Annotated in this window: 20 protein-coding genes; 11 read left to right on the top strand and 9 right to left on the bottom strand. The window is 70.9% G+C overall.

Going from position 1 to position 20,066, the window contains the following annotated elements; genetic code table 11:
* Positions 1–15: 15 nt before the first annotated feature.
* Positions 16–927, bottom strand: a complete 912-nt coding sequence (locus NJE57_RS02680) for a siderophore ABC transporter substrate-binding protein (protein WP_319026810.1) — start codon at positions 925–927, stop codon at positions 16–18.
* 195 nt (positions 928–1,122) lie between these two features.
* On the opposite strand from NJE57_RS02680, the gene NJE57_RS02685 reads away from it, so the two are divergent.
* Both NJE57_RS02685 and NJE57_RS02690 read left to right on the top strand, forming a co-directional pair.
* The gene (locus tag NJE57_RS02685; RefSeq protein ID WP_319026811.1) at positions 1,123–1,698 is read left to right on the top strand and encodes a protein-L-isoaspartate carboxylmethyltransferase; all 576 of its coding nucleotides are present in this window, start codon (positions 1,123–1,125) and stop codon (positions 1,696–1,698) included.
* A gap of 54 nt (positions 1,699–1,752) precedes the next feature.
* Positions 1,753–3,450, top strand: a complete 1,698-nt coding sequence (locus tag NJE57_RS02690) for a fumarate hydratase (protein ID WP_319026812.1) — start codon at positions 1,753–1,755, stop codon at positions 3,448–3,450.
* Positions 3,451–3,477: 27 nt separating this feature from the next.
* On the opposite strand, the gene NJE57_RS02695 is transcribed toward NJE57_RS02690, so the two are convergent.
* Complete coding sequence (locus NJE57_RS02695; protein ID WP_319026813.1) at positions 3,478–3,957, bottom strand: VOC family protein; 480 nt, start codon at positions 3,955–3,957, stop codon at positions 3,478–3,480.
* A gap of 147 nt (positions 3,958–4,104) precedes the next feature.
* On the opposite strand from NJE57_RS02695, the gene NJE57_RS02700 reads away from it, so the two are divergent.
* The 3 genes from NJE57_RS02700 to NJE57_RS02710 are packed head-to-tail and all read left to right on the top strand — an operon-like array spanning position 4,105 to position 7,482.
* On the top strand, positions 4,105–4,620 hold the full coding sequence (locus tag NJE57_RS02700; protein WP_319026814.1) for a hypothetical protein: 516 nt from the start codon (positions 4,105–4,107) through the stop codon (positions 4,618–4,620).
* A gap of 28 nt (positions 4,621–4,648) precedes the next feature.
* On the top strand, positions 4,649–6,232 hold the full coding sequence (locus NJE57_RS02705; RefSeq protein WP_319026815.1) for a cation:proton antiporter family protein: 1,584 nt from the start codon (positions 4,649–4,651) through the stop codon (positions 6,230–6,232).
* A 38-nt stretch (positions 6,233–6,270) separates the two neighbouring features.
* A complete protein-coding gene (locus tag NJE57_RS02710) occupies positions 6,271–7,482 on the top strand; it encodes a multidrug effflux MFS transporter (protein WP_319026816.1) in 1,212 nt (403 codons plus the stop codon).
* Here NJE57_RS02710 and NJE57_RS02715 read toward each other — a convergent pair.
* On the bottom strand, positions 7,457–8,194 hold the full coding sequence (locus tag NJE57_RS02715; protein WP_319026817.1) for a CPBP family intramembrane glutamic endopeptidase: 738 nt from the start codon (positions 8,192–8,194) through the stop codon (positions 7,457–7,459). The two genes, NJE57_RS02710 and NJE57_RS02715, sit on opposite strands and share 26 nt — an antisense overlap.
* A gap of 87 nt (positions 8,195–8,281) precedes the next feature.
* Between NJE57_RS02715 and NJE57_RS02720 the strand changes: the two genes are divergently transcribed.
* The 5 genes from NJE57_RS02720 to NJE57_RS02740 all read left to right on the top strand — a co-directional run bounded on the left by NJE57_RS02720 (position 8,282) and on the right by NJE57_RS02740 (position 11,661).
* Complete coding sequence (locus tag NJE57_RS02720; RefSeq protein ID WP_319026818.1) at positions 8,282–9,184, top strand: oxygenase MpaB family protein; 903 nt, start codon at positions 8,282–8,284, stop codon at positions 9,182–9,184.
* Between the two features lie 153 nt (positions 9,185–9,337).
* Positions 9,338–10,282, top strand: coding sequence for a DUF808 domain-containing protein (locus tag NJE57_RS02725; protein ID WP_319026819.1), 945 nt, complete (start codon positions 9,338–9,340; stop codon positions 10,280–10,282).
* Entirely contained in the window at positions 10,282–10,818 is a 537-nt protein-coding gene (locus NJE57_RS02730; RefSeq protein ID WP_319026820.1) for a DUF488 domain-containing protein, read from the top strand. The genes NJE57_RS02725 and NJE57_RS02730 overlap by 1 nt, the downstream gene beginning before the upstream one ends.
* A gap of 9 nt (positions 10,819–10,827) precedes the next feature.
* Positions 10,828–11,298 carry an FABP family protein gene (locus tag NJE57_RS02735; RefSeq protein WP_319026821.1) on the top strand — a complete coding sequence of 157 codons (471 nt, stop codon included), beginning with the start codon at positions 10,828–10,830 and terminating at the stop codon, positions 11,296–11,298.
* A gap of 84 nt (positions 11,299–11,382) precedes the next feature.
* Positions 11,383–11,661 carry a Rho termination factor N-terminal domain-containing protein gene (locus NJE57_RS02740; RefSeq protein WP_319026822.1) on the top strand — a complete coding sequence of 93 codons (279 nt, stop codon included), beginning with the start codon at positions 11,383–11,385 and terminating at the stop codon, positions 11,659–11,661.
* Between the two features lie 22 nt (positions 11,662–11,683).
* Here the strand turns inward: NJE57_RS02740 and NJE57_RS02745 are convergent, their stop codons facing one another.
* Positions 11,684–12,802 (bottom strand): acyl-CoA dehydrogenase family protein, encoded by a 1,119-nt coding sequence (locus tag NJE57_RS02745; protein WP_319026823.1) that lies wholly within the window; start codon positions 12,800–12,802, stop codon positions 11,684–11,686.
* A gap of 211 nt (positions 12,803–13,013) precedes the next feature.
* Here NJE57_RS02745 and NJE57_RS02750 point away from each other — a divergent pair, with 211 nt between their 5' ends.
* On the top strand, positions 13,014–13,700 hold the full coding sequence (locus tag NJE57_RS02750) for a phosphate signaling complex PhoU family protein (RefSeq protein WP_319026824.1): 687 nt from the start codon (positions 13,014–13,016) through the stop codon (positions 13,698–13,700).
* Between the two features lie 58 nt (positions 13,701–13,758).
* Here NJE57_RS02750 and ilvD read toward each other — a convergent pair whose 3' ends face one another.
* From ilvD to NJE57_RS02775, 5 genes are all read right to left on the bottom strand, one after another.
* Entirely contained in the window at positions 13,759–15,483 is a 1,725-nt protein-coding gene (gene ilvD / locus NJE57_RS02755) for a dihydroxy-acid dehydratase (RefSeq protein ID WP_319026825.1), read from the bottom strand.
* A gap of 50 nt (positions 15,484–15,533) precedes the next feature.
* On the bottom strand, positions 15,534–16,676 hold the full coding sequence (locus NJE57_RS02760) for a PQQ-dependent sugar dehydrogenase (protein WP_319026826.1): 1,143 nt from the start codon (positions 16,674–16,676) through the stop codon (positions 15,534–15,536).
* Between the two features lie 132 nt (positions 16,677–16,808).
* A complete protein-coding gene (locus NJE57_RS02765; protein WP_319027083.1) occupies positions 16,809–18,227 on the bottom strand; it encodes a deoxyribodipyrimidine photo-lyase in 1,419 nt (472 codons plus the stop codon).
* 28 nt (positions 18,228–18,255) lie between these two features.
* Complete coding sequence (locus tag NJE57_RS02770) at positions 18,256–18,957, bottom strand: oxygenase MpaB family protein (protein WP_319026827.1); 702 nt, start codon at positions 18,955–18,957, stop codon at positions 18,256–18,258.
* Positions 18,958–18,986: 29 nt separating this feature from the next.
* The gene (locus NJE57_RS02775; protein WP_319026828.1) at positions 18,987–19,994 is read right to left on the bottom strand and encodes an LLM class oxidoreductase; all 1,008 of its coding nucleotides are present in this window, start codon (positions 19,992–19,994) and stop codon (positions 18,987–18,989) included.
* Positions 19,995–20,066 lie beyond the last annotated feature (72 nt).

Genomic DNA, 20,066 nt, shown 5'->3' on the forward strand with positions numbered 1-20,066 from the left:
GGATATCTCCGGCCGTCAGGAGACGGCCGAGTCGATCTCGGCGATCATCGCGTCCAGGACACCGAGTTCGCCGCCGACGAGGTACCAGTTCTGCCCGTCGAGCATGTGGACGTTGTCATTGGCCGCGGCAGAGGTCCGGTTGAACAGAGGGTTGTCCAGCAGCGCGGAGGCCGCCTCCCCCTCGGCGCCGATCGCGGCGTCACGGTCGATCACGAAGACGTGCTCGGGGTCGAGCTCGGCGATCTGCTCCCAGCTCAGCGGGGCGCCGTGCCGGCCCTCGGCGGCGACGTCGCCGGCCGACTCCATCCCGAGCTCGTTGAAGATGATGTCGAAACGGGTCCCGGGGCCGTAGGCGGTGACCTTGCCGCCCGAGGTCATCAGCACCAGCGCCGTACCGGCGTTCTCGGCCTTGGCTCGCGTCTCGGCCACCTTCTCGTCGATCTCGTCGAGCTGCTCCGCCGCCTCGTCCTGGGCGCCGAACAGCGCGGCGATCTCCTCCACCTTGGCGCGGTTCGAGGCGATCGTGTCGGAGGTGTCGGGATCACCCGCGATCACCTGGTCAGAGATCTTGACGAACTCGGGCTCCATCGCCTCCGTACGGGCACCGAACAGGATGAGGTCGGGGCCGAGCTCGGCGATGACGTCCATCTTCGGCTCCTTGAGGCTGCCGACGTCGGCGTACTCGTCGCTCGCATAGGTGTCGAGCGCATCCGGGAACACCCCGGTCTTGGTCAGGCCCACGACGCGGTCCTCGAGATCCAGTTCGTCGAGCGTGTCGGCCGCGGCGTGGCTCGTGAGGACGACCCGGGAGGGGCCCTCGCTCTCGGCGCCACCGGACTGTGCCTCTGAGCTGCCACACGCGGTGAGCGCACCGCCGGTCAGGGTCAGGGCGGCTGCCGCGGCGACGATCTTGGGGAATCGCTTCACTGTCTCTCCAGAGCTCGATCGGTAGGTAAGGCTCACCTTAGCCACATCGATGTGTATCGACCAAAACTTAGGTATGGCAGACCTGAGCGCCCGGCACTGTCGGACTGCCCGGTGCCGGGACCACAGCCATGGCCAGGGACTGCGGACGCGGGTACGATCACGGCACGGTCAGCCCGGTGTGGAGGGAGGCCCGCCATGCGCGCCCGAGAGGTCCGGAGGGCGATGCGCTCGCAGGAGCGGCGCCGGTTCCTGCCCCCCGAGGTGGCCGACGAGCACCACCTCGACGTACCGCTCCCGATCGGCTTCGGGCAGACCAACTCGCAACCGTCCACCGTGGCGGCCATGATCACCCTGCTCGAACCGTTCCCGGGGATGCGGGTCCTCGACGTGGGTTCCGGCAGCGGGTGGACCTCAGCGATCCTCGGGGAACTGGGTGGCCCGGAGTCGGCGGTGTTCGCCGTGGAGCTCGTGCCGGAACTCGTCGAGCGCTCCCGCCTGGCCATCACCCTGCCCTGGGTCCAGGTCCACCATGCGGAACCCGGCGTACTGGGCCTGCCGGGACAGGGTCCCTTCGACCGCATCCTCGTCTCGGCGATGGCCGACTCCCTGCCGTCGGAGCTCGTCGACCAGCTCACCGGGAACGGGGTGTTGGTCGCCCCCTGGCAGGACGAGATGCACAGAGTGCGGCGCACCGGCGGGGAGCCCGAGGTCACCGACCACGGCGGTTACCGTTTCGTCCCCCTGCTCCACACCCGGTTCCGGCCCGCCTGAGTGGCCGATTATTCTGGACGGAAGTTTTACCCGCCGCGATATCCAGGAGCGTCAATGCCCGAGTTCGTCTACGAGGACCTCCTCCCGGTCGGTGCGGACACCACCGAGTACCGCCTCCTGACCACCGAGGGGGTCACCACGGTCGAGGGCCCGGACGGCACGAGCTTCCTGCGCGTGGATCCCGAGGCGATCCGCCTGCTCACCGAGACGGCGATGCACGACATCTCGCACTACCTGCGCCCCGATCACCTGGCCCAGGTCGCCAAGATCCTCGACGACCCCGAGGCCAGTGACAACGACAAGTTCGTGGCGCTGGACCTGCTCAAGAACGCCAGCATCGCCGCCGGCGGCGTGCTGCCGATGTGCCAGGACACCGGGACCGCCATCGTCAAGGGCGAGCGCGGTCAGCACGTGCTGACCCCCGGCCCCGACGAGGAGGCGGTCGCCCGCGGCGTCTACGACGCGTTCACCCGTCTCAACCTGCGCTACTCGCAGAACGCCCCCCTCACGATGTGGGAGGAGCGCAACACCGGGTCGAACCTCCCGGCCCAGATCGAGATCGGGGCCGACACCACACCCGGTCACGAGAACTCCTACAAGTTCCTCTTCATGGCCAAGGGCGGCGGGTCGGCCAACAAGTCGTTCCTGTACCAGGAGACCAAGGCGATCCTCAATCCCGACCGGATGATGCAATTCATCGAGGAGAAGATCCGGTCGATCGGCACCGCCGCGTGCCCGCCGTACCACCTGGCGATCGTCGTGGGCGGCACCTCGGCCGAGTTCGCGGTCAAGACGGCCAAGCTCGCCTCGGCGCACTACCTGGACGAGCTGCCCCGCGAGGGTGCCATGTCGGGCCGGGGGTTCCGCGACGTGGAGCTGGAGGAGAAGGTCTTCGAGCTGACCCAGCAGATCGGGATCGGCGCGCAGTTCGGCGGCAAGTACTTCTGCCACGACGTCCGCGTGGTGCGGCTTCCCCGCCACGGCGCCTCGCTTCCCGTCGCGATCGCCGTCTCGTGCTCGGCAGACCGCCAGGCCAGGGCCAAGATCACCCCGGAGGGCGTGTTCCTCGAGCAGCTCGAGTTCGATCCGGGCCGCTTCCTGCCCGCCACCACGGACTCCGAGCTGGACGCCGCGACGGACGGCGTGTCCGGGACGGGCAAGGGCGCGGCGGTGAAAATCGACCTCAACAGGCCGATGCCCGAGATCCTCGCCGAGCTCGGCAAGCACCCGGTCAAGACCCGCCTGTCACTGACCGGTCCGCTGGTCGTGGCCCGCGACATCGCCCACTCCAAGATCAAGGAGCGCCTGGACGCCGGCGAGGAGATGCCGCAGTACCTCAGGGACCACCCCGTCTACTACGCCGGACCCGCCAAGACCCCCGAGGGCCTGCCTTCGGGCTCGTTCGGCCCCACCACCGCCGGCCGCATGGACTCCTACGTCGAGCAGTTCCAGGCGGCGGGGGGCTCCATGGTCATGCTGGCCAAGGGCAACCGCTCCACCCAGGTCACCGACGCCTGCGCCACCCACGGCGGCTTCTACCTGGGCTCGATCGGCGGCCCCGCGGCCCGGCTGGCCCAGGACTGCATCAAGCACGTCGAGGTGATCGAGTACGAGGAACTCGGCATGGAGGCGGTGTGGAAGATCGACGTCCAGGACTTCCCCGCGTTCATCGTGGTCGACGACAAGGGCGAGGACTTCTTCGCCCACACCGGCGAGGTCACGCTGACGATCGGCAAGCGTCCCGGGCTCTGAGCGGACCCCGTGGCCCGGGGCGACGGCTCAGTCCCCCCGGGCTGCGGCCTCCAGGGCGGCCAGGTCCAGCCTGACCATGTCCATCATGGCGGTGAACGCCCGGACCGCCGCCTGGCGGTCGTCCGATCTCCACACGTCGTACAAGAACGTCGGCGCGACCTGCCAGCGCACCCCGTAGCGGTCGATCAGCCAACCGCACTGGACCTCCCGCCCACCGCCGGCCAACAGGCCGTCCCAGTAGTGGTCGATCTCCGCCTGGTCCGCGCACCTGATCTCCAGCGAGACCGCGTCGGTGTACTCGACCCCCGGACCGCCGTCGAGTCCGACGAACAGCCGACCGTCGAGCTCGAACTCCACGACCACCACCTCCCCCGTCTTCGGCCCCGGCGTGTCGATCGGGGTCCTGTCCACGGAGATGATGCGCGACCGGGGGAACACCGAGCAGTAGAACTCCGCCGCCTCCTCCGCCTTCCTGTCGAACCACAGACACGTGGTCATCTGGGCCATCGTGATCCCTCCTCGCGGATCCGCCCCGCAACGCGGGCGACGCGTACACCACCAGTGTTCTCCGCAGGGGAGGCGACGGGAAGGGCGGAGACGTTGCGATCCGGCTACGGAACCGGTGGCCTGCGCGGCCGACTAGACTCCCCAGCCATGGACAGGATCACGCGCGTCCTCGCCACGCTCACCCTCGCCGCCCTCACCGGCGCGGGGGTCGCCGCCTGCTCGTCCGACGAGGGGCAGGGCGGGGGTTCGGGCGGCGCCGGGTCCTCGTCTCCCCCGACGTCCGAGGTGAGGACGACGACGAGCTCGGCTGCCGTTCCCGGGCCCGCCGACTCCATGGTCGACATCCCGGCGCCCGTGGCGGACCGCTGGAACGAGCTCGGCGGCGAGGCCGGTGCACTGGGCCGGGCGACGGGCCCCGCGACAGAGGTAGAGGGGGGCTCGATCACGCAGTTCGAGCGGGGATCGATCGTCCTGAGCCCGGAGGGTCGGGCCTTCGTGGTCCAGGGCGCGATCCTCGAGGCGTACCTCGAGGCGGGCGGACCCGCGGGCGAACTGGGCTTCCCCACCGCGGATGAGGCCACCACGGACGGGGGGTGGATCTCCACCTTCGAGGGCGGCGTCATCACCTTCATCGACGGCCGTCCGGTCGTCGAGGTCGGCTGATCGTCCGCCGGGCCGGTCGGGGTTAGCAGTGGAGACCGTCGCAATCTACCTGGTCGTGGTGTTCGCCTGCGGGTTCGTCGCCCGCCTGATGGGCCTGCCCACCCTGATCGGGTACCTCGCGTCGGGATTCATCCTGCACGCGCCGGGGATCGACGACCTGCCCGTCGTCGACACGCTCGCGGACCTCGGCGTGACCATCCTGCTCTTCACCATCGGACTCAAATTGGACCTGCGGATGCTCTTCCGCCGCGAGGTCCTGGTGACCACGGCGGCAAACCTGCTCGCGCTCGTGGGTCTGACCTTCGGTTTCCTCGGCCTGCTCGCGACGGTCGGTGTGCGCCTGCTGGCCGGGGCGGACTGGCAGCTCCTCGCCCTCCTGGGGTTCGCGCTCTCGTTCTCCAGCACCGTCTTCGTGGTGCAGGTGCTCGAGGACCGATCCGACTCGCACACCCTGTACGGCCGGGTGGCGATCGGCGTCCTCGTCCTGCAGGACGTCCTGGCGGTGGCGTTCCTCACCGCCGTCAAGGGCACTCCCCCGAGCCCGTGGGCGCTGGCCCTGCCCCTGCTCCTGCCCGCCGTGTGGCTGATACGACGGTTGTGGAACCGGCTGGGACACGGCGAACTGCAGACGCTCTTCGGCATCATGATGGCCCTCGTGCCCGGATACTGGTTGTTCGAGGCCGTGGGCATCAAGGGCGACTTCGGGGCGATGGTGGTGGGCGTCCTGCTCGCCTCCCACCCGCGCGCGGCCGAGCTCTCCCGCACGCTGTTCGGGCTCCGCGAACTACTCCTGGTGGGCTTCTTCGTCTCGATCGGCCTCCATGTCACCCCGACCCTCGAGACCGTACTGCTCGGCCTGCTCCTGGTGGCGCTGCTCCCGATCGAGGGGGCGGTGTTCACCCTGGTCCTGGCCGCGTTCGGGCTCCGCAAACGCACGTCGATCCTCGCGGGCCTGGCGCTGGCCAACTTCTCCGAGTTCGGGCTCATCGTGATCGCCGCCGGGGTCGATGCGGACATGGTCAGCGACGACTGGCTGGTGGTCGTCTCCGTCGCGGTGGCCGCGAGCTTCGTCCTGTCGACCTTGGTCAACCGTCGCGGGACCGGGCTCGTCACCCGGCTGTCGAACTTCGTCCCGACGCTCCGGGACGAGCGCACGCACCCCGAGGACGCCCCGATCGACCTCGAACACGCCCGGGTGTTGGTCCTGGGGGTGGGCCGCGTGGGCCGGGCGGTGCGCGACCGCCTGGTCGAGGAGTACGGACTCTCGGTCATCGGCGTGGAGAACGACCCGCTCAAGGTCAGCGCCCTGCGCGAGCAGGAGGTCCGGGTCCTGGAGGGAGACGCCACCGATGCCGACTTCTGGGACCGCTGCATCAACGACCGCGAGGTGGAGATCATCGTATTGGCCATGCCGTTCCACGGATCCAACCTGATCGCGCTCGAACAGGTGGACGCGCGCGACTTCGAGGGCACGGTCGCCGTGGTCGCCCAGTACGACGACGAGAGGGACGAACTCATCGAGCTGGGCGCGGATGTGGCGTTCCACATCTACGAGGGCACCGGGGTCGGCCTGGCGGACAGCGCCGCCGAGGCCGCCGGGGTCAGGCGGTGACGGACGCGGACGATCGGTCACACGGAGACACCCGGGGCGTGGGACGCCGACCCGGCACGGTCCCCGCGACGATGCTCACGGCGCTGGCGCTGGCCGGGGCGATCGGACCGTTCGCCACGGACACCTACCTGCCCGCCCTCCCCCTGATCGTCGGCGAGTTCGCGGTCTCCGCCTCCACCGCCCAGCTCACGCTGACCGCGTTCATGGTCTCGCTGGCCGTGGGCCAGCTCGTGATCGGCCCCCTGTCGGACCGCACGGGTCGGCGCACCCTCCTCGTCCTCGGTTCCGTCGGCACCGCGCTCGCGGCCGTCGTCTGCGCTCTCGCGCCGTCGATCTGGGTGCTCGTGATCGGTCGGGTGGCCCAGGGTTTCTTCGGAGCGGCCGGAATCGTGCTGAGCAAGGCCGTCGTGGTGGACGTCGGCCGTGGAACCGGGGTCGCCAGGGCGTTCGCGACCCTCATGGCCCTCCAGTCCGTGGCGCCCGTGATCGCCCCGCTCATCGGCGGCGCCGTGGTCCCGTTCGCCGGTTGGCGCGGGGTGTTCTGGCTGTTGGCCGGATTGTCGGTGGTCACTGCGATCGGGGTGGTCGCGGTGGTTCCCGAGACGCTGCACCCCGACTCGCGCAGGGCCGGGGGGATCAGGGCGACCCTGGCCGACATGCGGGTCGTGGCCACCCACTCCCCGTTCGTGGCCAGGGTCGCGGTGTTCGTGTTCACCTTCGGCGTGCTGTTCGCCTACATCTCCGCAAGCCCGTTCATCTACCAGGACATGGTCGGACTCTCGCCCACCGCGTACGCGGTGGCGTTCACGGTCAACGCCCTCGGAATCCTGGTCTCGAACCTGGCCGGCGCCCGCCTGGTCGGCAGGTTCGCCCCGGAGAGAATCCTGGCCACCGGGGTGGCCGGCATGGTCACGGCGGTCGCCTACCTCGTCGTCGTCGTCGCCCTCTCCCCCGACGGCACCCTCGCACTGGCACCGGTCACCGCCGGGTTCATCGCGTTGACCCTGTCCATCGGGCTCATCCTGCCCAATGCGGCGGCGTTGGCCATGCAGTCCACCCGCGGGAGTTCGGGTTCCGGTTCCGCACTCCTCGGCGCCGCCCAGTTCGGCCTGGCCGCGCTCGTCTCGCCGCTCACCGGTCTCGCCGGCCGACACTCGGCGGTCCCGATGCTCGTGGTGATGGGGGCCTGTGCGGCGGTCGTCGTGGTGGCGGTGTGGGCGGTGCTCACCCGGCCAGTGCGCGCCACGTGAGGGCCGCGGCGAGCGCGCCGACGGCATTGAACGCCCAGTGCAGTCCGATCGGTGCGAGCAGGCTGCGGCTGCGGCGGCGGAACCAGATGAAGACGGCGCCCGCCACGGATGTCGCCGCCACCGCCAGACAGATCCCGGCGAGCTGACCGGCCGTTCCCGTACCCAGCAGGTCCGCCAACCCGGCGTTCCCGGCAGTGAGCCCCAACGACGAGGTGACGTGCCACAGCCCGAACGCCAGCGAACCCACCACGAAGACACCGGTGGTGCCGAAGACCCGCTCGAGCGCGCCCTGCAGGACCCCCCGGAACGCCAGCTCCTCGGGGAGCACCGTCATCACCGGGATCAACACGAGCGCGGAGAACACGGCCATCCGCAGATCCGAGTAGCGCTCGGAGAGGAAGAACGGGCTGGTCACCGGGATCAGGCACCCGGCGGTCACCACGACGGCCACCGCGACGGTCGCGGCGAACCCGTACGCGAGACCGCGGGGCATGTGGCGGGCCGACAGGCCCAGCTCCGACCAGCGCATCCCCCGCGCCCGCGACGCCACCACCAGCGCGAGAACCGACAGCGGCACGACCCACTCCCGGTGAGGCAGACCCGCGAGAGTGGCGGTGAGGTTGACCCCCGCCAGCACCACCAGTACACCGACGACCCCCACCACCCCACGGACCCGGTGGGGGTCGGACCGGATGGTCGACGGTGACGACATCGACCCGACGATACCGGGCGCACCCGCCGTACCAGGGGTATGGTGACGCACACGACCGAACTCCGGGTGGTGCCTGTCATGACCGCGATGTCGACGACTCTCACGACGTTGACGACCCCGTTGACGACGACCGCGTCCCGAGCCCTGACCGAGGCTCGCCGCCGGGCCGGGCTCGTCGTGCGCTCGCGGATCGCCGGCGACGACGCCGCCGAACGTCGCCGGCAGATCTGGCACTCCGACGGCGAACGCTGGAACTCCCCCGGGGACGCGATCTGCGTGGTCCACGGTGACGCCTCGATGTTCGCCGCCGGGTTGACCGCCCTGCTCCTGCAGTCCCTGCACCCGCTGGCCATGGCCGGGGTGGCCGACCACAGCGACTACCGCGGGGACCCCTGGGGGCGACTCCAGCGCACCTCGCAGTTCATCGCCACCACCACGTTCGGCACCGTCGTCGACGCCTCGGCGCTCATCCGGACCATCAACGGTGTGCACCGCGGCGTGGTGGGTCACGACCACCGCGGCCGGCCCTACGACGCCCGCGACCCACACCTGCTCCGGTGGGTCCACGTGGCCGAGATCTGGAGCTTCCTCGAGTGTCACCGTCTCTACGGGCGGACGCCGCTGTCGCCGGAGCGGCGGGACGAGTACGTCCGACAGGCGTCGCGCACCGGCATCATGCTGGGTGCGAAGCAGGTGCCGCTGACCGTGGCGGAGCTCGACGCCGCCCTCGAGGAGTACCGGCCCGAGCTCGAGGCCTCGCCCGCGGCACTGGACGCCCGACACTTCCTGCTGAACGAGCCCCCTGTGGGGTGGACCGACAAACCGGCCTACGCGCTCCTCCGGGAGGGCGCCGTGGTGGCGTTGCCACCCTGGGCGTGCGCGACCCTCGGTCTGCCCGACGGGCCCCTCGGTTCGCCCGCGGTGGCCGAGCACCTCGGCCGCGCCGGGGTGGCGACCCTGCGGTGGGTCCTCGACGCGGTGGAGGGGTGACGCGGCCGACGAATGCCGCGGTGGAGGGTTACTCGGCGGAGGGCTGAGACGGCGCGGTGGGCCGCACGGCGCTACCCTGTGACGATCCGACCCACCAGGAGTCGGCCGTCTCGTCGGCGGGGACCACTCCCGCCCACCTGAAGTGAGGTGCCCATGGCCGGAGGTCTCGCCGCCCTGCTCGACGACGTCGCCGTCCTCGCCCGGATGGCCGCCGCCAGCACCGACGACATCGCGGCGGCCGCCGGACGCGCCAGCGTCAAGGCCGCCGGCGTGGTGGTCGACGACACCGCGGTGACCCCGCAGTACGTCCGCGACGTCGACCCCTCGCGGGAGCTGCCGATCATCCGCCGGATCGCCACGGGCTCGCTGGGGAACAAGGCAGTCATCATCGTCCTGGCCCTGTTGCTCAGCCAGTTCGTCCCGTGGATCCTCACCCCGATCCTCATGCTCGGCGGTCTCTATCTCTGCTACGAGGGCGCGGAGAAGGTGTGGGAACGCGTCTCGGGGCACCACGAGAAGGCCGCCCCCGTGGTCGAGAAGGGCCCGGAGGCCGAGGCCCGGATGGTGCGCGGAGCGGTGACCACCGACTTCATCCTCAGTGCCGAGATCATGGTGATCGCGCTCAACGAGGTCACCGACGAACCGTTCTGGACGCGTGCGGCGATCCTCGTGGTGGTGGGGCTGTTCATCACCGCGCTCGTCTACGGCGTGGTCTCGGTGATCGTGAAGATGGACGACGTCGGGCTGCACCTGGCTGGCAGGGACTCCCCCACCACCCGGCGGTTCGGGCTGGGCCTCGTCAAGGCCATGCCGGGAGTGCTGGAGGTGATCTCGTTCGTCGGGATGCTCGCGATGCTGTGGGTCGGCGGGCACATCCTGCTCGTGGGGCTGGACGAGCTCGGCGTGACCGCCCCCTACCACCTGGTCCACGTGCTGGAGGAGCCCGCGGCGGCGGTGGCCGGCATCGGAGCCGTGCTCGGCTGGCTGGTCAACACCGCCTGCTCGCTGGTGTTCGGCCTGGTGGTGGGTGCTGTCGTGGTGGCGGTCGCCCACCTCATGCCGCGGCGGGGCCGGACATCCGGGGAGTCGCGGCACTGATGCTGCTCACGGTGGGGCACGGCCGGCTCGAGCGGGAGGAACTCGCGCGCCTCCTGGGCGGGGCCGGGGTCGAGCTCTTGGTGGACATCCGACGCTTCCCCGGCAGTCGCGCAAACTCCGCGGCGGCCAGGGGAGCGGTGCCCGAGCTCGCCGCGGAGATCGGACTCGACTACCGATGGGAGTCCGGACTCGGCGGTCGCCGCACCCTCACCGCCGATCAGCGTCGTGACTCCCCCGACACGTGGTGGCGGGTCGAGGCGTTCCGCGCGTACAGCGCCTGGACCCGCACGGCGGAGTTCAGGACCGCCATGGAGCGGGTGGTCGGGGACGCACGCCGCAGCCGCACCGCGGTGATGTGCTCCGAGTCCGTGTGGTGGCGCTGTCACCGGCGGATCGTGGCCGACGTCGCCGTCACCGAGCACGGCCTGGCGGTGGGGCACCTCATGCACACCGGGAAGATCACCGAGCACTCCCCCAGCGAGGGCCTCCGGCTCGACGACGCCGGACACCCGGTGTGGGACTCCGGCGTCGCCTAGGCTCGGGGAATGGATCTCTCACCCGCCCTCGCTCCCGTCGCGGCCCTGGTCGGCACCTGGCGAGGTGAGGGCGCGGGGTCGTACCCCACCATCGACGACTTCTCCTACACCGACGAGGTCGTGTTCACCGACGTCGGCAAACCGTTCCTGCACTACGTCCAGCGGTCGTGGAGCCCGGACGGCACCCCCATGCACACCGAGACCGGGTACCTGCGCATCCCGGAGGCCGGCACCGCCGAGTTGATCCTGGCCCAGCCCATGGGGCAGACCGAGCTCGCCGAGGGCACGGTCACGGCGGAGGCGGACGCGTTGGTGGTGGAGCTGCAGGCCCGTCTGGCGTGCAGCGCCACCGCCAAACACGTCGATTCCACCCGGCGCCGCTACGAGCTCGCCGGGAACACCCTGGTCACCACGTTCGCCATGGCCGCCGTCGGGCAGCCGATGACCCACCACCTTTACTCGCGGCTGCAGCGGGTCTGATCGACCGGTGGCCAGGGCGACCTCGGGCCGCCACCATGATCAACACCTGCACATCGCACACCTGGTGACGACCGAGGAGGCACAGTGCCCGAGAAGAAGAACGACAGCGGATCGGCGAACATCAAGGACGAGAAGGTCTACGAGGCGCTGCGTGACGACGGGGCGAGCAAGGAGAAGGCCGCCCGCATCGCCAACGCCTCGGCAAAGGAGTCGAGGTCCGAGATCGGCCACAAGGGCGGGAAGGCCGGCTCCTACGAGGACTGGACCGTCGACGAGTTGACGGACCGGGCCCGCGAGATCGGGATAGAGGGTCGCTCCTCCATGAACAAGGACGAGTTGATCGAGGCGCTGCGCGAGCACTGACGTCCCGCGCGGACGCCGTCGCTCACGTGGCCACCCCGAGCCGGTCGAGCTCCCACCGCAGCTGGGACTGCGACGGCGACTGGACCGGGAGGAACGCGGCCTCGCGCATCCGACGGTTGGCGGGAGCGCCCTGCGCATACCCCATACCGCCACAGAGGATGGCCTCGAGTCGCGTCGCGGCCGGGGCGATCTCCGTGCCGGCCAGGCGGAGCAGGAGCAGTTCGGTGAGGGTGGCCTCTCCGGGCCGCGCCGCGAGACGGTGGAGCTCCGAGTGCATGTGCTCGTGGCGGGCCGCGAGGGCGGCGTGTTCCTCGGCTGAGAACGCACCGAGTCCCTCGAGACGACGCTCGGCCTCGGTGACGGAACGCGCGGCGACCCCTGAACAGAAGGCCGCCTGCAGGATGAGGAACTGCGCTCGCGCGCCCGCCAGGAAGGTCGGCAGGTCCTCCCCCAGGACCTGCTCACCGGGCACGACGACGCCGTTCAGCCCGATCATGGTGGATGCCGTCGCGTTGAGCGCCAGGAGATCCGGGGCGCTCTGGATGGTCACCCCGGGATCCGACGCCTCGAGGGCGAGCACGAGACTGCGGCCGTTCTCGGTGTTGGCGGCGAGGACGATCGTGCTGTCCGCGTAGAGGTTGGAGGCCCAGGCCACGGGGCCGTCGATCCGGTACCCGCCGTCGATCGGGGTCGCCGTGACCGGGACCTCCCCCAGCCCGACCGCCTGGAGTTGGGCCGCGGCCATGCCGGTGACACCGGGGCGCTCGCCCGCGGCGACCGCACGGTAGGCCCGTTCGGTGGCCTCCGAGCGATGCTCCGCGTGACGGAGGTAGACGGCGGTCATGCGCTGCGCCCATGCCGCGAAGGCGACGGCCAGGCTCTCGGTCGCCACGGCCTCGAAGATCGCGGCGGCGACGGCGACCGGGGTGCGGTCGACGTCGAACAGACCCAGATCGGCGAGCACGGTGACATCCCGGCGCAGGTCCGCCTCCCCGCGGTCCAGGGCGGACGCGCGGGAGGCGACCGACTCGACCACCGCGATGAGGTCCACGGGGTCGACGTCGCCGAGGTCACCGGCGGTCAGTCGCGCCCACGTATCCCCGAGGCCGGGGGCGGAGGGTCCCGCCGTGGAGGTGCTCATAGGGCCTCTCGCTCCTGAGGGGGAGCGGTCCCGTGCCGCGAGGGGGTCACCGGGTTCCTTTCGGAGGACGTGTCGACGATCGTACTTCGGGCAACAACAGGCTGATCCATCCACTTATTCCCTCCCGTGCCCGCCCTGTCCACGGGCGGCCGCGCGTGACTACTCCCGGAACGGGAGAGCGTCGCGCCCGGCGCGCCACTACAGTCGTGACATGCGCACCGTCCTCCATTCCAAGCTCGACGAGTTCTCCGACCAACTGGTCCGGTTCTGCGAGATGAACACCCGACTCCTCGACCTCGCCAGCGTTGCCCTGCTCGAGGGGGACGAGGTGGCCGCCACCAAGGTGATCGACGGCGCGGCCGAGGTGGAGGAATTGCGGGAGGTCAGCGAACAGCACGCCTTCGACCTGCTCCTGCTGGAGGCACCGGTGGCACGCGACCTGCGGCAGGTGATCTCGGGCATCTACATCGTCGAGCACTTCACCAGGATGGCCGCACTCGCCGGGCACATCGCGCGCGTGGCTCGCCGTCGGCACCCCCTCCCCGTGGTCCCCGAACCCGTGGCACCGATGATCCGCGAGCTCGCGGAGAAGGACTCGGCCATGGCCACGACCCTCCGCGAGCTGCTCACCACCAAGGACGTCGATCTGGCGCTCTCGCTCGACTCGGAGGACGACGCCGTCGACTCGCTCCACGCCGAGCTCATGAGGCGGATCTCCGCCCCGGACTGGCCCCACGGTTCGGTCGCCGCCGTCGACCTGGCCCTGCTCGCCCGCTACTACGAGCGCTTCGGCGATCACACGGTCAGCATCGCCAACCGCATCGTCTACCTCGCCACCGGGAGCCGGCCCGGAGAGGGTTCGCTCTCCCACCTCGACGACGGCACGGTCCTCGACTGACCCGGCCCCGGGCCCGGAGGTCGTCCCTCCGGGCCCGCAGACCGGTGCCGCGTCGTGGTCACCTGCAGATCGCGCCCTCCGAGGCCGACTGCACGAGCTTGGAGTACTTGGCCAGGACACCGCGGGTGTAGCGCGGCGGGAGCGGCGCCCACGCCGCGCGCCGCTGCTCCAGCTCGGACTCGTCGACCAGCAGGTCGAGCGTGCCGTCCGAGACGTCCAGACGGATACGGTCGCCGTCGCGGACCAGGGCGATCGGGCCACCGTCGACGGCCTCGGGCGCGATGTGGCCCACGCACAGACCGGTGGTCCCCCCGGAGAACCGCCCGTCGGTCATCAGCAGGACGTCCTTGCCCAGCCCGGCGCCCTTGATGGCCCCGGTGATCGCGAGCATCTCCCGCATCCCGGGCCCGCCCTTGGGGCCCTCGTACCGGATGACGACGACGTCGCCGGCGGTGATGGTCCCGTCCTCGAGGGCGTCCATCGCGGAACGCTCACGTTCGAAGACGCGGGCGGTGCCCTCGAAGACGTCGGAGTCGAAGCCGGCGGACTTGACCACGGCACCCTGCGGCGCCAGCGACCCGTGCAGGATCGTGATGCCACCGGTCGGGTGGATCGGCTCTGCCATCGCGCGCAGCACCAGACCGTCCGGGTCCGGCGGGGCGATCTCCGCGAGGTTCTCCGCGACGGTCCGCCCCGTGACGGTGAGGCAGTCGCCGTGCAGCAGACCCGCGTCGAGCAGGGCCCTCATGACCACCGGCACGCCGCCGATGCGGTCGACGTCGGTCATCACGTGCGCGCCGAAGGGCTTGACGTCCGCCAGGTGCGGCACCTTGGCGCCGATGCGGGCGAAGTCGTCGAGGGTGAGGTCGACCTCCGCCTCGCTGGCGATCGCGAGGAGGTGCAACACGGCGTTGGTCGATCCGCCGAACGCCATGACCACGGCGATGGCGTTTTCGAACGCCTTCTTGGTCATGATGTCGCGGGCGGTGATCCCGCGGCGAAGCAGGTCGACGACCGCCTGGCCGCTGGCCGTGGCGTAGTCGTCGCGCCGGCGATCCGGGGCCGGCGGGGAGGCGCTCCCCGGGAGGGACATCCCCAGGGCCTCGGCCGCGCTCGCCATGGTGTTGGCGGTGTACATGCCGCCGCACGCGCCCTCGCCGGGGCAGATGGAGCGCTCGATGGTGTCGACGTCCTCGCGGCTCATCAGGCCACGCGAGCACGCCCCGACCGCCTCGAACGCGTCGATGATGGTCACCTGCTTCTCCGTGCCGTCGGAGAGCTTCGCGAAACCGGGCAGCGTGGATCCGGCGTAGAGGAAGACGCTCGCCAGGTCGAGGCGGGCGGCGGCCATGAGCATGCCGGGCAGGGACTTGTCGCAGCCGGCGAGCAACACCGAGCCGTCGAGCCGCTCGGCGCTCATCACCGTCTCCACGCTGTCGGCGATCACCTCACGGGACACCAGCGAGAAATGCATGCCCTCGTGGCCCATGGAGATGCCGTCGGACACCGAGATGGTGCCGAACTCGAGCGGGTACCCGCCCCCCGCGTGCGTACCCTCCTTGACCTTCTTGGCCAGTCGGTCCAGCGAGAGGTTGCACGGGGTGATCTCGTTCCAGGACGAGGCGACGCCGATCTGGGGCTTGACCCAGTCGTCGTCGCCCATCCCCACAGCGCGGAGCATCCCCCGCGCGGCGGTCTTTTCCAGACCGTCAGTGACGTCCCTGCTGCGGGGCTTGATGTCGACACCGTCGTGGGTGCCCGTCTGATCGTTCTGCTGCGTCATACCGCCAGCCTAGGCGGTGGCCGGCGGCGGGTCGTCGGAGAGTCGACCGGTCAGACCGGGGTCAACTCGAGCAGGCGGCCGCCCGGGCCGTCCTCGAGCACCCAGATTGCGCCGTCGGGGGCCTCGGCGAGCGCCCGGACCCGCGCGCCCATGTCCCACTCCTGCACGACGGTCGCGGTCCCGTCCCCCAACTCGGCGCGGACCAGATTCTGGCCGGACAGGCCGCCCAGCAGCGCGCTCCCCGCCCACCCGGCGAAGCGGTCCCCGCGGTAGATCAGAAGGCTCCCGGGGGAGATCGCGGGCACCCAGTACGTCGCGGGAGGCACGAACCCGTCTCCGTCGCGGTGCTCCGGGATGTCCTCGCCGCTGTAGTGCCGGCCCATCGAGGCCTCGGGCCACCCGTAGTTGCCGCCCCCGTCGAGGAGGTTGAGCTCGTCGCCGTGGCGGGGTCCCATCTCCGAGACCCAGATCCGGCCCTCCGGGTCCTCGTCGATCCCCAGAGGGTTCCGGTGGCCGATGGTCCACAGGTCGGCGGAGGCACCGTCCTGCCCGGCCCACGGGTTCCCGGGTGCGGGGTCGCCGTCCGGGGTCAGACGGACCACCCCGCCGAGGGTGTCGGAGGTGTCCTGGGCGGGGGTCTGCTCCTGGCGGTCGCCCGAGGTCACGTAGAGATGCCCGCCGTGGACCAGTAGTCGCAGTGCGAAGTGCCCGCTACCGGCGGCGGGCTCCTGCTCCCAGATCACGTCGAGATCCGTCAGTGCGGCGCGGTCGACGTCGAGGGTGCCCCGCCCCACCACGCCCTGGGCGCCCCCGGGATGGTCGCGGACCCAGCTGACATAGACGGTGCCGTCCTGCGCGTGGGTGGCACCCGGCACGATGTCGTGGAGACCGCCCTGCCCGGCGTCCTCGACCGGAGGCGCACCGTCGACCTCCACCACGTCGCCGGTGGACTGGTCACGCAACAGGAGTTCGCCCCCGCGCTGGGAGATGAGCAGATGCCGCGATCCGGGGAGGAAGCTCATCGCCCACCCCTCGTCGAACTCTCCGTGCTCCGTGACGCGGAAGTCCTCCGGCACCTCGGCGGTGGACGGCGCCTGCCCCGCCCGTTCATCCGGATCCACGGAGCCGGTCCCACCGCTGCACCCGGTCATGACCAGGGCCATGGCCGCCACCGGGGCGAGAAGTCGTCGCATGACACCACGGTATCGGCTCGACGGGAGGTCGGCAGCGCTGCTCAACAGCGCTGCTCAACAGGGCCGGTCGACAGGGCCGGTCGACAGGGCCGGTCGACAGCACTGGTCGGCAGAGCTGGTCGACAGGGCCTGTCAGTCCGCGTCGCCCCGGGCGCGCTCGTAACGTCGCAGGGCCTCCCGGCGCTCCTCGGCGTGGTCCACGATGCGTTCGGGGTACCCGTGATCGTATCCGTCCGGCGCGCGCCACGGTTCGTGCGCGGTGGCGCCCCGCAGGTGCGCGAGTTCGGGGATCCACCGGCGAACGTAGTCCCCGTCCGGGTCGAATCTGACCCCCTGGGTGACCGGGTTGAACACCCGGAAGTACGGCGAGGCGTCGGTGCCGGTCCCGGCGACCCACTGCCACCCGTGGTTGTTGGACGCCAGGTCGCCGTCTCTCAGCTGGTCGAGGAAGTACCGTGCCCCCGTCGGCCACCACACGTGCAGGTCCTTGACCAGGAAGCTCGCGGTGACCATCCGGACCCGGTTGTGCATCCACCCCTCGGCCCGCAGCTGCCGCATCCCGGCGTCCACGAACGGGAAGCCGGTCAGCCCCTGCTGCCACGCCTCCACCAGGGTCTCTGTCTCCGGGCCGTCGTCGTAGTCCATGCCGGTGAGCGCGTCCCGGAGATCCCGCCACGCCGACCGGGGCTGGTGCCAGAGGACGTCCGCGTAGAACTCTCGCCACGCCAGTTCGGCGACGAAGCGGCGCGCGCCCTCGGAGGTCGCGGCCGGGTGTTCGGCGAGCTCGGCCAGGATCGTGCGCGGGTGGATCTCGCCGTACTTCAGATGCTCCGACAGTCGGCTGGTCGTGTCGAGGTCCGGTCGGTCCCGCTGGTCGGCGTACGAGGCCAGGTCGTCCCGCAGGAAGGCCCGCCACCGCGACAGCGCAGCGCGTTCGCCGGCCGCCCGTTCGCCGGCCGCCCGTTCGCCGGCCGCCTGTTCGCCGGCCTCCTCCCCGATCGCCTCTCCACCACCCGGCTCTCGACGCGATCCGGACGACACCGACCGCGGGGCCTCGGCCCACGCGATGTCGTCCGGTCGCACACCGGGCTGCGGCCAACCGTGGTCGTGCCAGGCCCGGGAGAAGGGGGTGAAGACCCGGTAGGGCTCCCCGGCCTTGTTGAGGATCCTGCCCGGGCCGACCGCGTACGGCGAGCCGGTCTCGACGAGTTCCCGCCCCCCGGGCGCGAGGCGTTCACGGACCCGCTCGTCCCGCCGGCGACCGTAGGGGGTCGACTCCCGGCTCACGTGGACCCGGCGGGCGTCCACGGAGGCTGCCAGCTCCGCGATCACCTCGGCGGGGTCGCCGGTGCGGACCACCAGGGCGCCGCCGGTGGACGCGGACAGGGCGGCGAGGGAGGACTCCAACCGCTCGACCCGGACACCACCCCGGGCGAGCAGCACGGGATCGCGGACGAACACCGGCAGGACCTCGTCGGTGGACTCGACGGCGGCGAGGAGCGCGGGATGATCCGCCAGCCGCAGGTCACGCCGGAACCACAGGATCGAGATGGTCACGGGTCGATTGTGGCAGAAGCGCTCACCCGAGAGAGGACGCCGAGGTGAACGCCGCCGACACCGCGCGGTCGATCGCGGAGGGACGGACCCCGAGCGCCCCGGCGGCCACCGGATGCAGGAAGGTCCTGATGGCACCGGACGGGACCGCGGCCGGCCACCACTGCCGGGGTCGGAGGAGTTGACCGCGGTATCGCGTGAGCGCCGGGGTGACGGCCAGCATCCCAGTCCGGTCGCGGAAGTACTCGTCGAATTCCTCCACCGTGGCGGGCAACGGCGTCTCCGAGATGCCGTAGGCGCGGTACCAGCTGCAGCACCTGGCGTAGAGCGCTCGGCGTTCGCCGAACTCCAGGGGGCCGCGGAACCTGGTAATGGTCTCGAACAGCGAGTCCACATACGTGGCGTGTTGGAAGTGGAAGACCTCCGGGTCCAGCGAGTGGTAACGGTTGCCGTCGGCGTCGGTTCCTCTGATCGTGTCGTGGGTGACGACGATGCGCCCCGGTATCCAGGACTCGGGGTGCGGGTCGAACGCCATGGCGATCGTCGGGGGCACCGACCGCTTCTTGTGCAGCCACACGAAGCCGGGCGAGGGCGAGTGCTCGAGGATCGCCGCGCTGATCGCCGGGTGCATCAGCTGCAGGGACACCGCGCGGGGCAGCATGAACAGGAACTGCCGGGACCGGAGGTGCTCGAACAGGTCGGGTCGCGCAGTGGTCGTGCGCGTCATCGGTGGCCCCCGTCCGTCCCGCGGTGAGGCTAGTGTGCGAGCGCGGGAAAGTGGGGGACGACGTGACGGGCCAGCTCGTCGACGACCTCGCGGATCGGCCGACGCGAGGCCCCCACCCCCAGGAGCACGTGGTTGACGCCGATGTCCCGCAGGTCCCCCAGGTGCTCGACCAGCCGGCGGTGGCCGATCCGGAACCCGAAGCCGATGGGCGAAGCGGACTCGTCCGGATCCTCGGCCAGATCGATCTGGAGCGATTGCGCGAAGGGCTTGAACACCTCGTCGTCGTCGTTCTCCCCCACCAGGGACTCCCCCACCAACTCGCGCCACCGCGCGACGGTGCGCCGCTGTGCGTCGAAGTCACGCGGATAGGTCATCCACCCGTGGCCGCGGGAGGCCAGGAACCCGATGCTCTGCTGACACGAGCCGGTCATGATCAGCGGTATCGCCGAGGCGGTCGGCTTGGGGACCACGTCCGCGCTGTGCATCCAGCCGCCGGACCAGCGGATCCCGCGCATCTCGGTGGTGAGTGCGTGGGTCATCACCGACAGGTTCTCCCGGAACCTCTCCCCCCGACTCCCCTGTTCGAGGTCGAACGCGCGGAACTCCTCCGGCCGGTCGCCCGAGGCCACCCCCAGCAGGAGCCGGCCGCCGGAGAGCCGGTCGAGGCTCGCCGCCGATTTGGCCACGTGCAGGGGGTGACGCACGGGAAGGACGATCGCCGCCGTCCCGAGCGCGACCCGGCTCGTGTGCGCGGCCACGTAGGTGAGGAACACCCACGGGTCGTAGACCTGCCCGACATCCCCGAAGGACGGGACGCGGAGCGGGATGTCACGGGCGTAGAGCGCGGCGAACCCCCCGGCCTCCGCGGCCCGGGCCATCTCCACCTGGTCCGCGATGTCCGCGGCGTCCGACTCGTCCGCCCGGGTCCGCAGCGGGAATCCGAGGCCCAGCGTCAGCCGGCCGTCGCGGTAGGTGCGGCGGAAGCCCGGCAGACACCGCGGATCACCGTCGGAGACCGAGTACGGCGAGGAGGTCATGCCCCTCACCCTCGCACGAACCGATCACCGCCGGTCCGGGGGCCCGCGAGCTCGACGGTCCTCTAAACTCCT

Source organism: Dietzia sp. PP-33, assembly GCF_033790845.1.
Taxonomy (GTDB): Bacteria; Actinomycetota; Actinomycetes; order Mycobacteriales; family Mycobacteriaceae; genus Dietzia.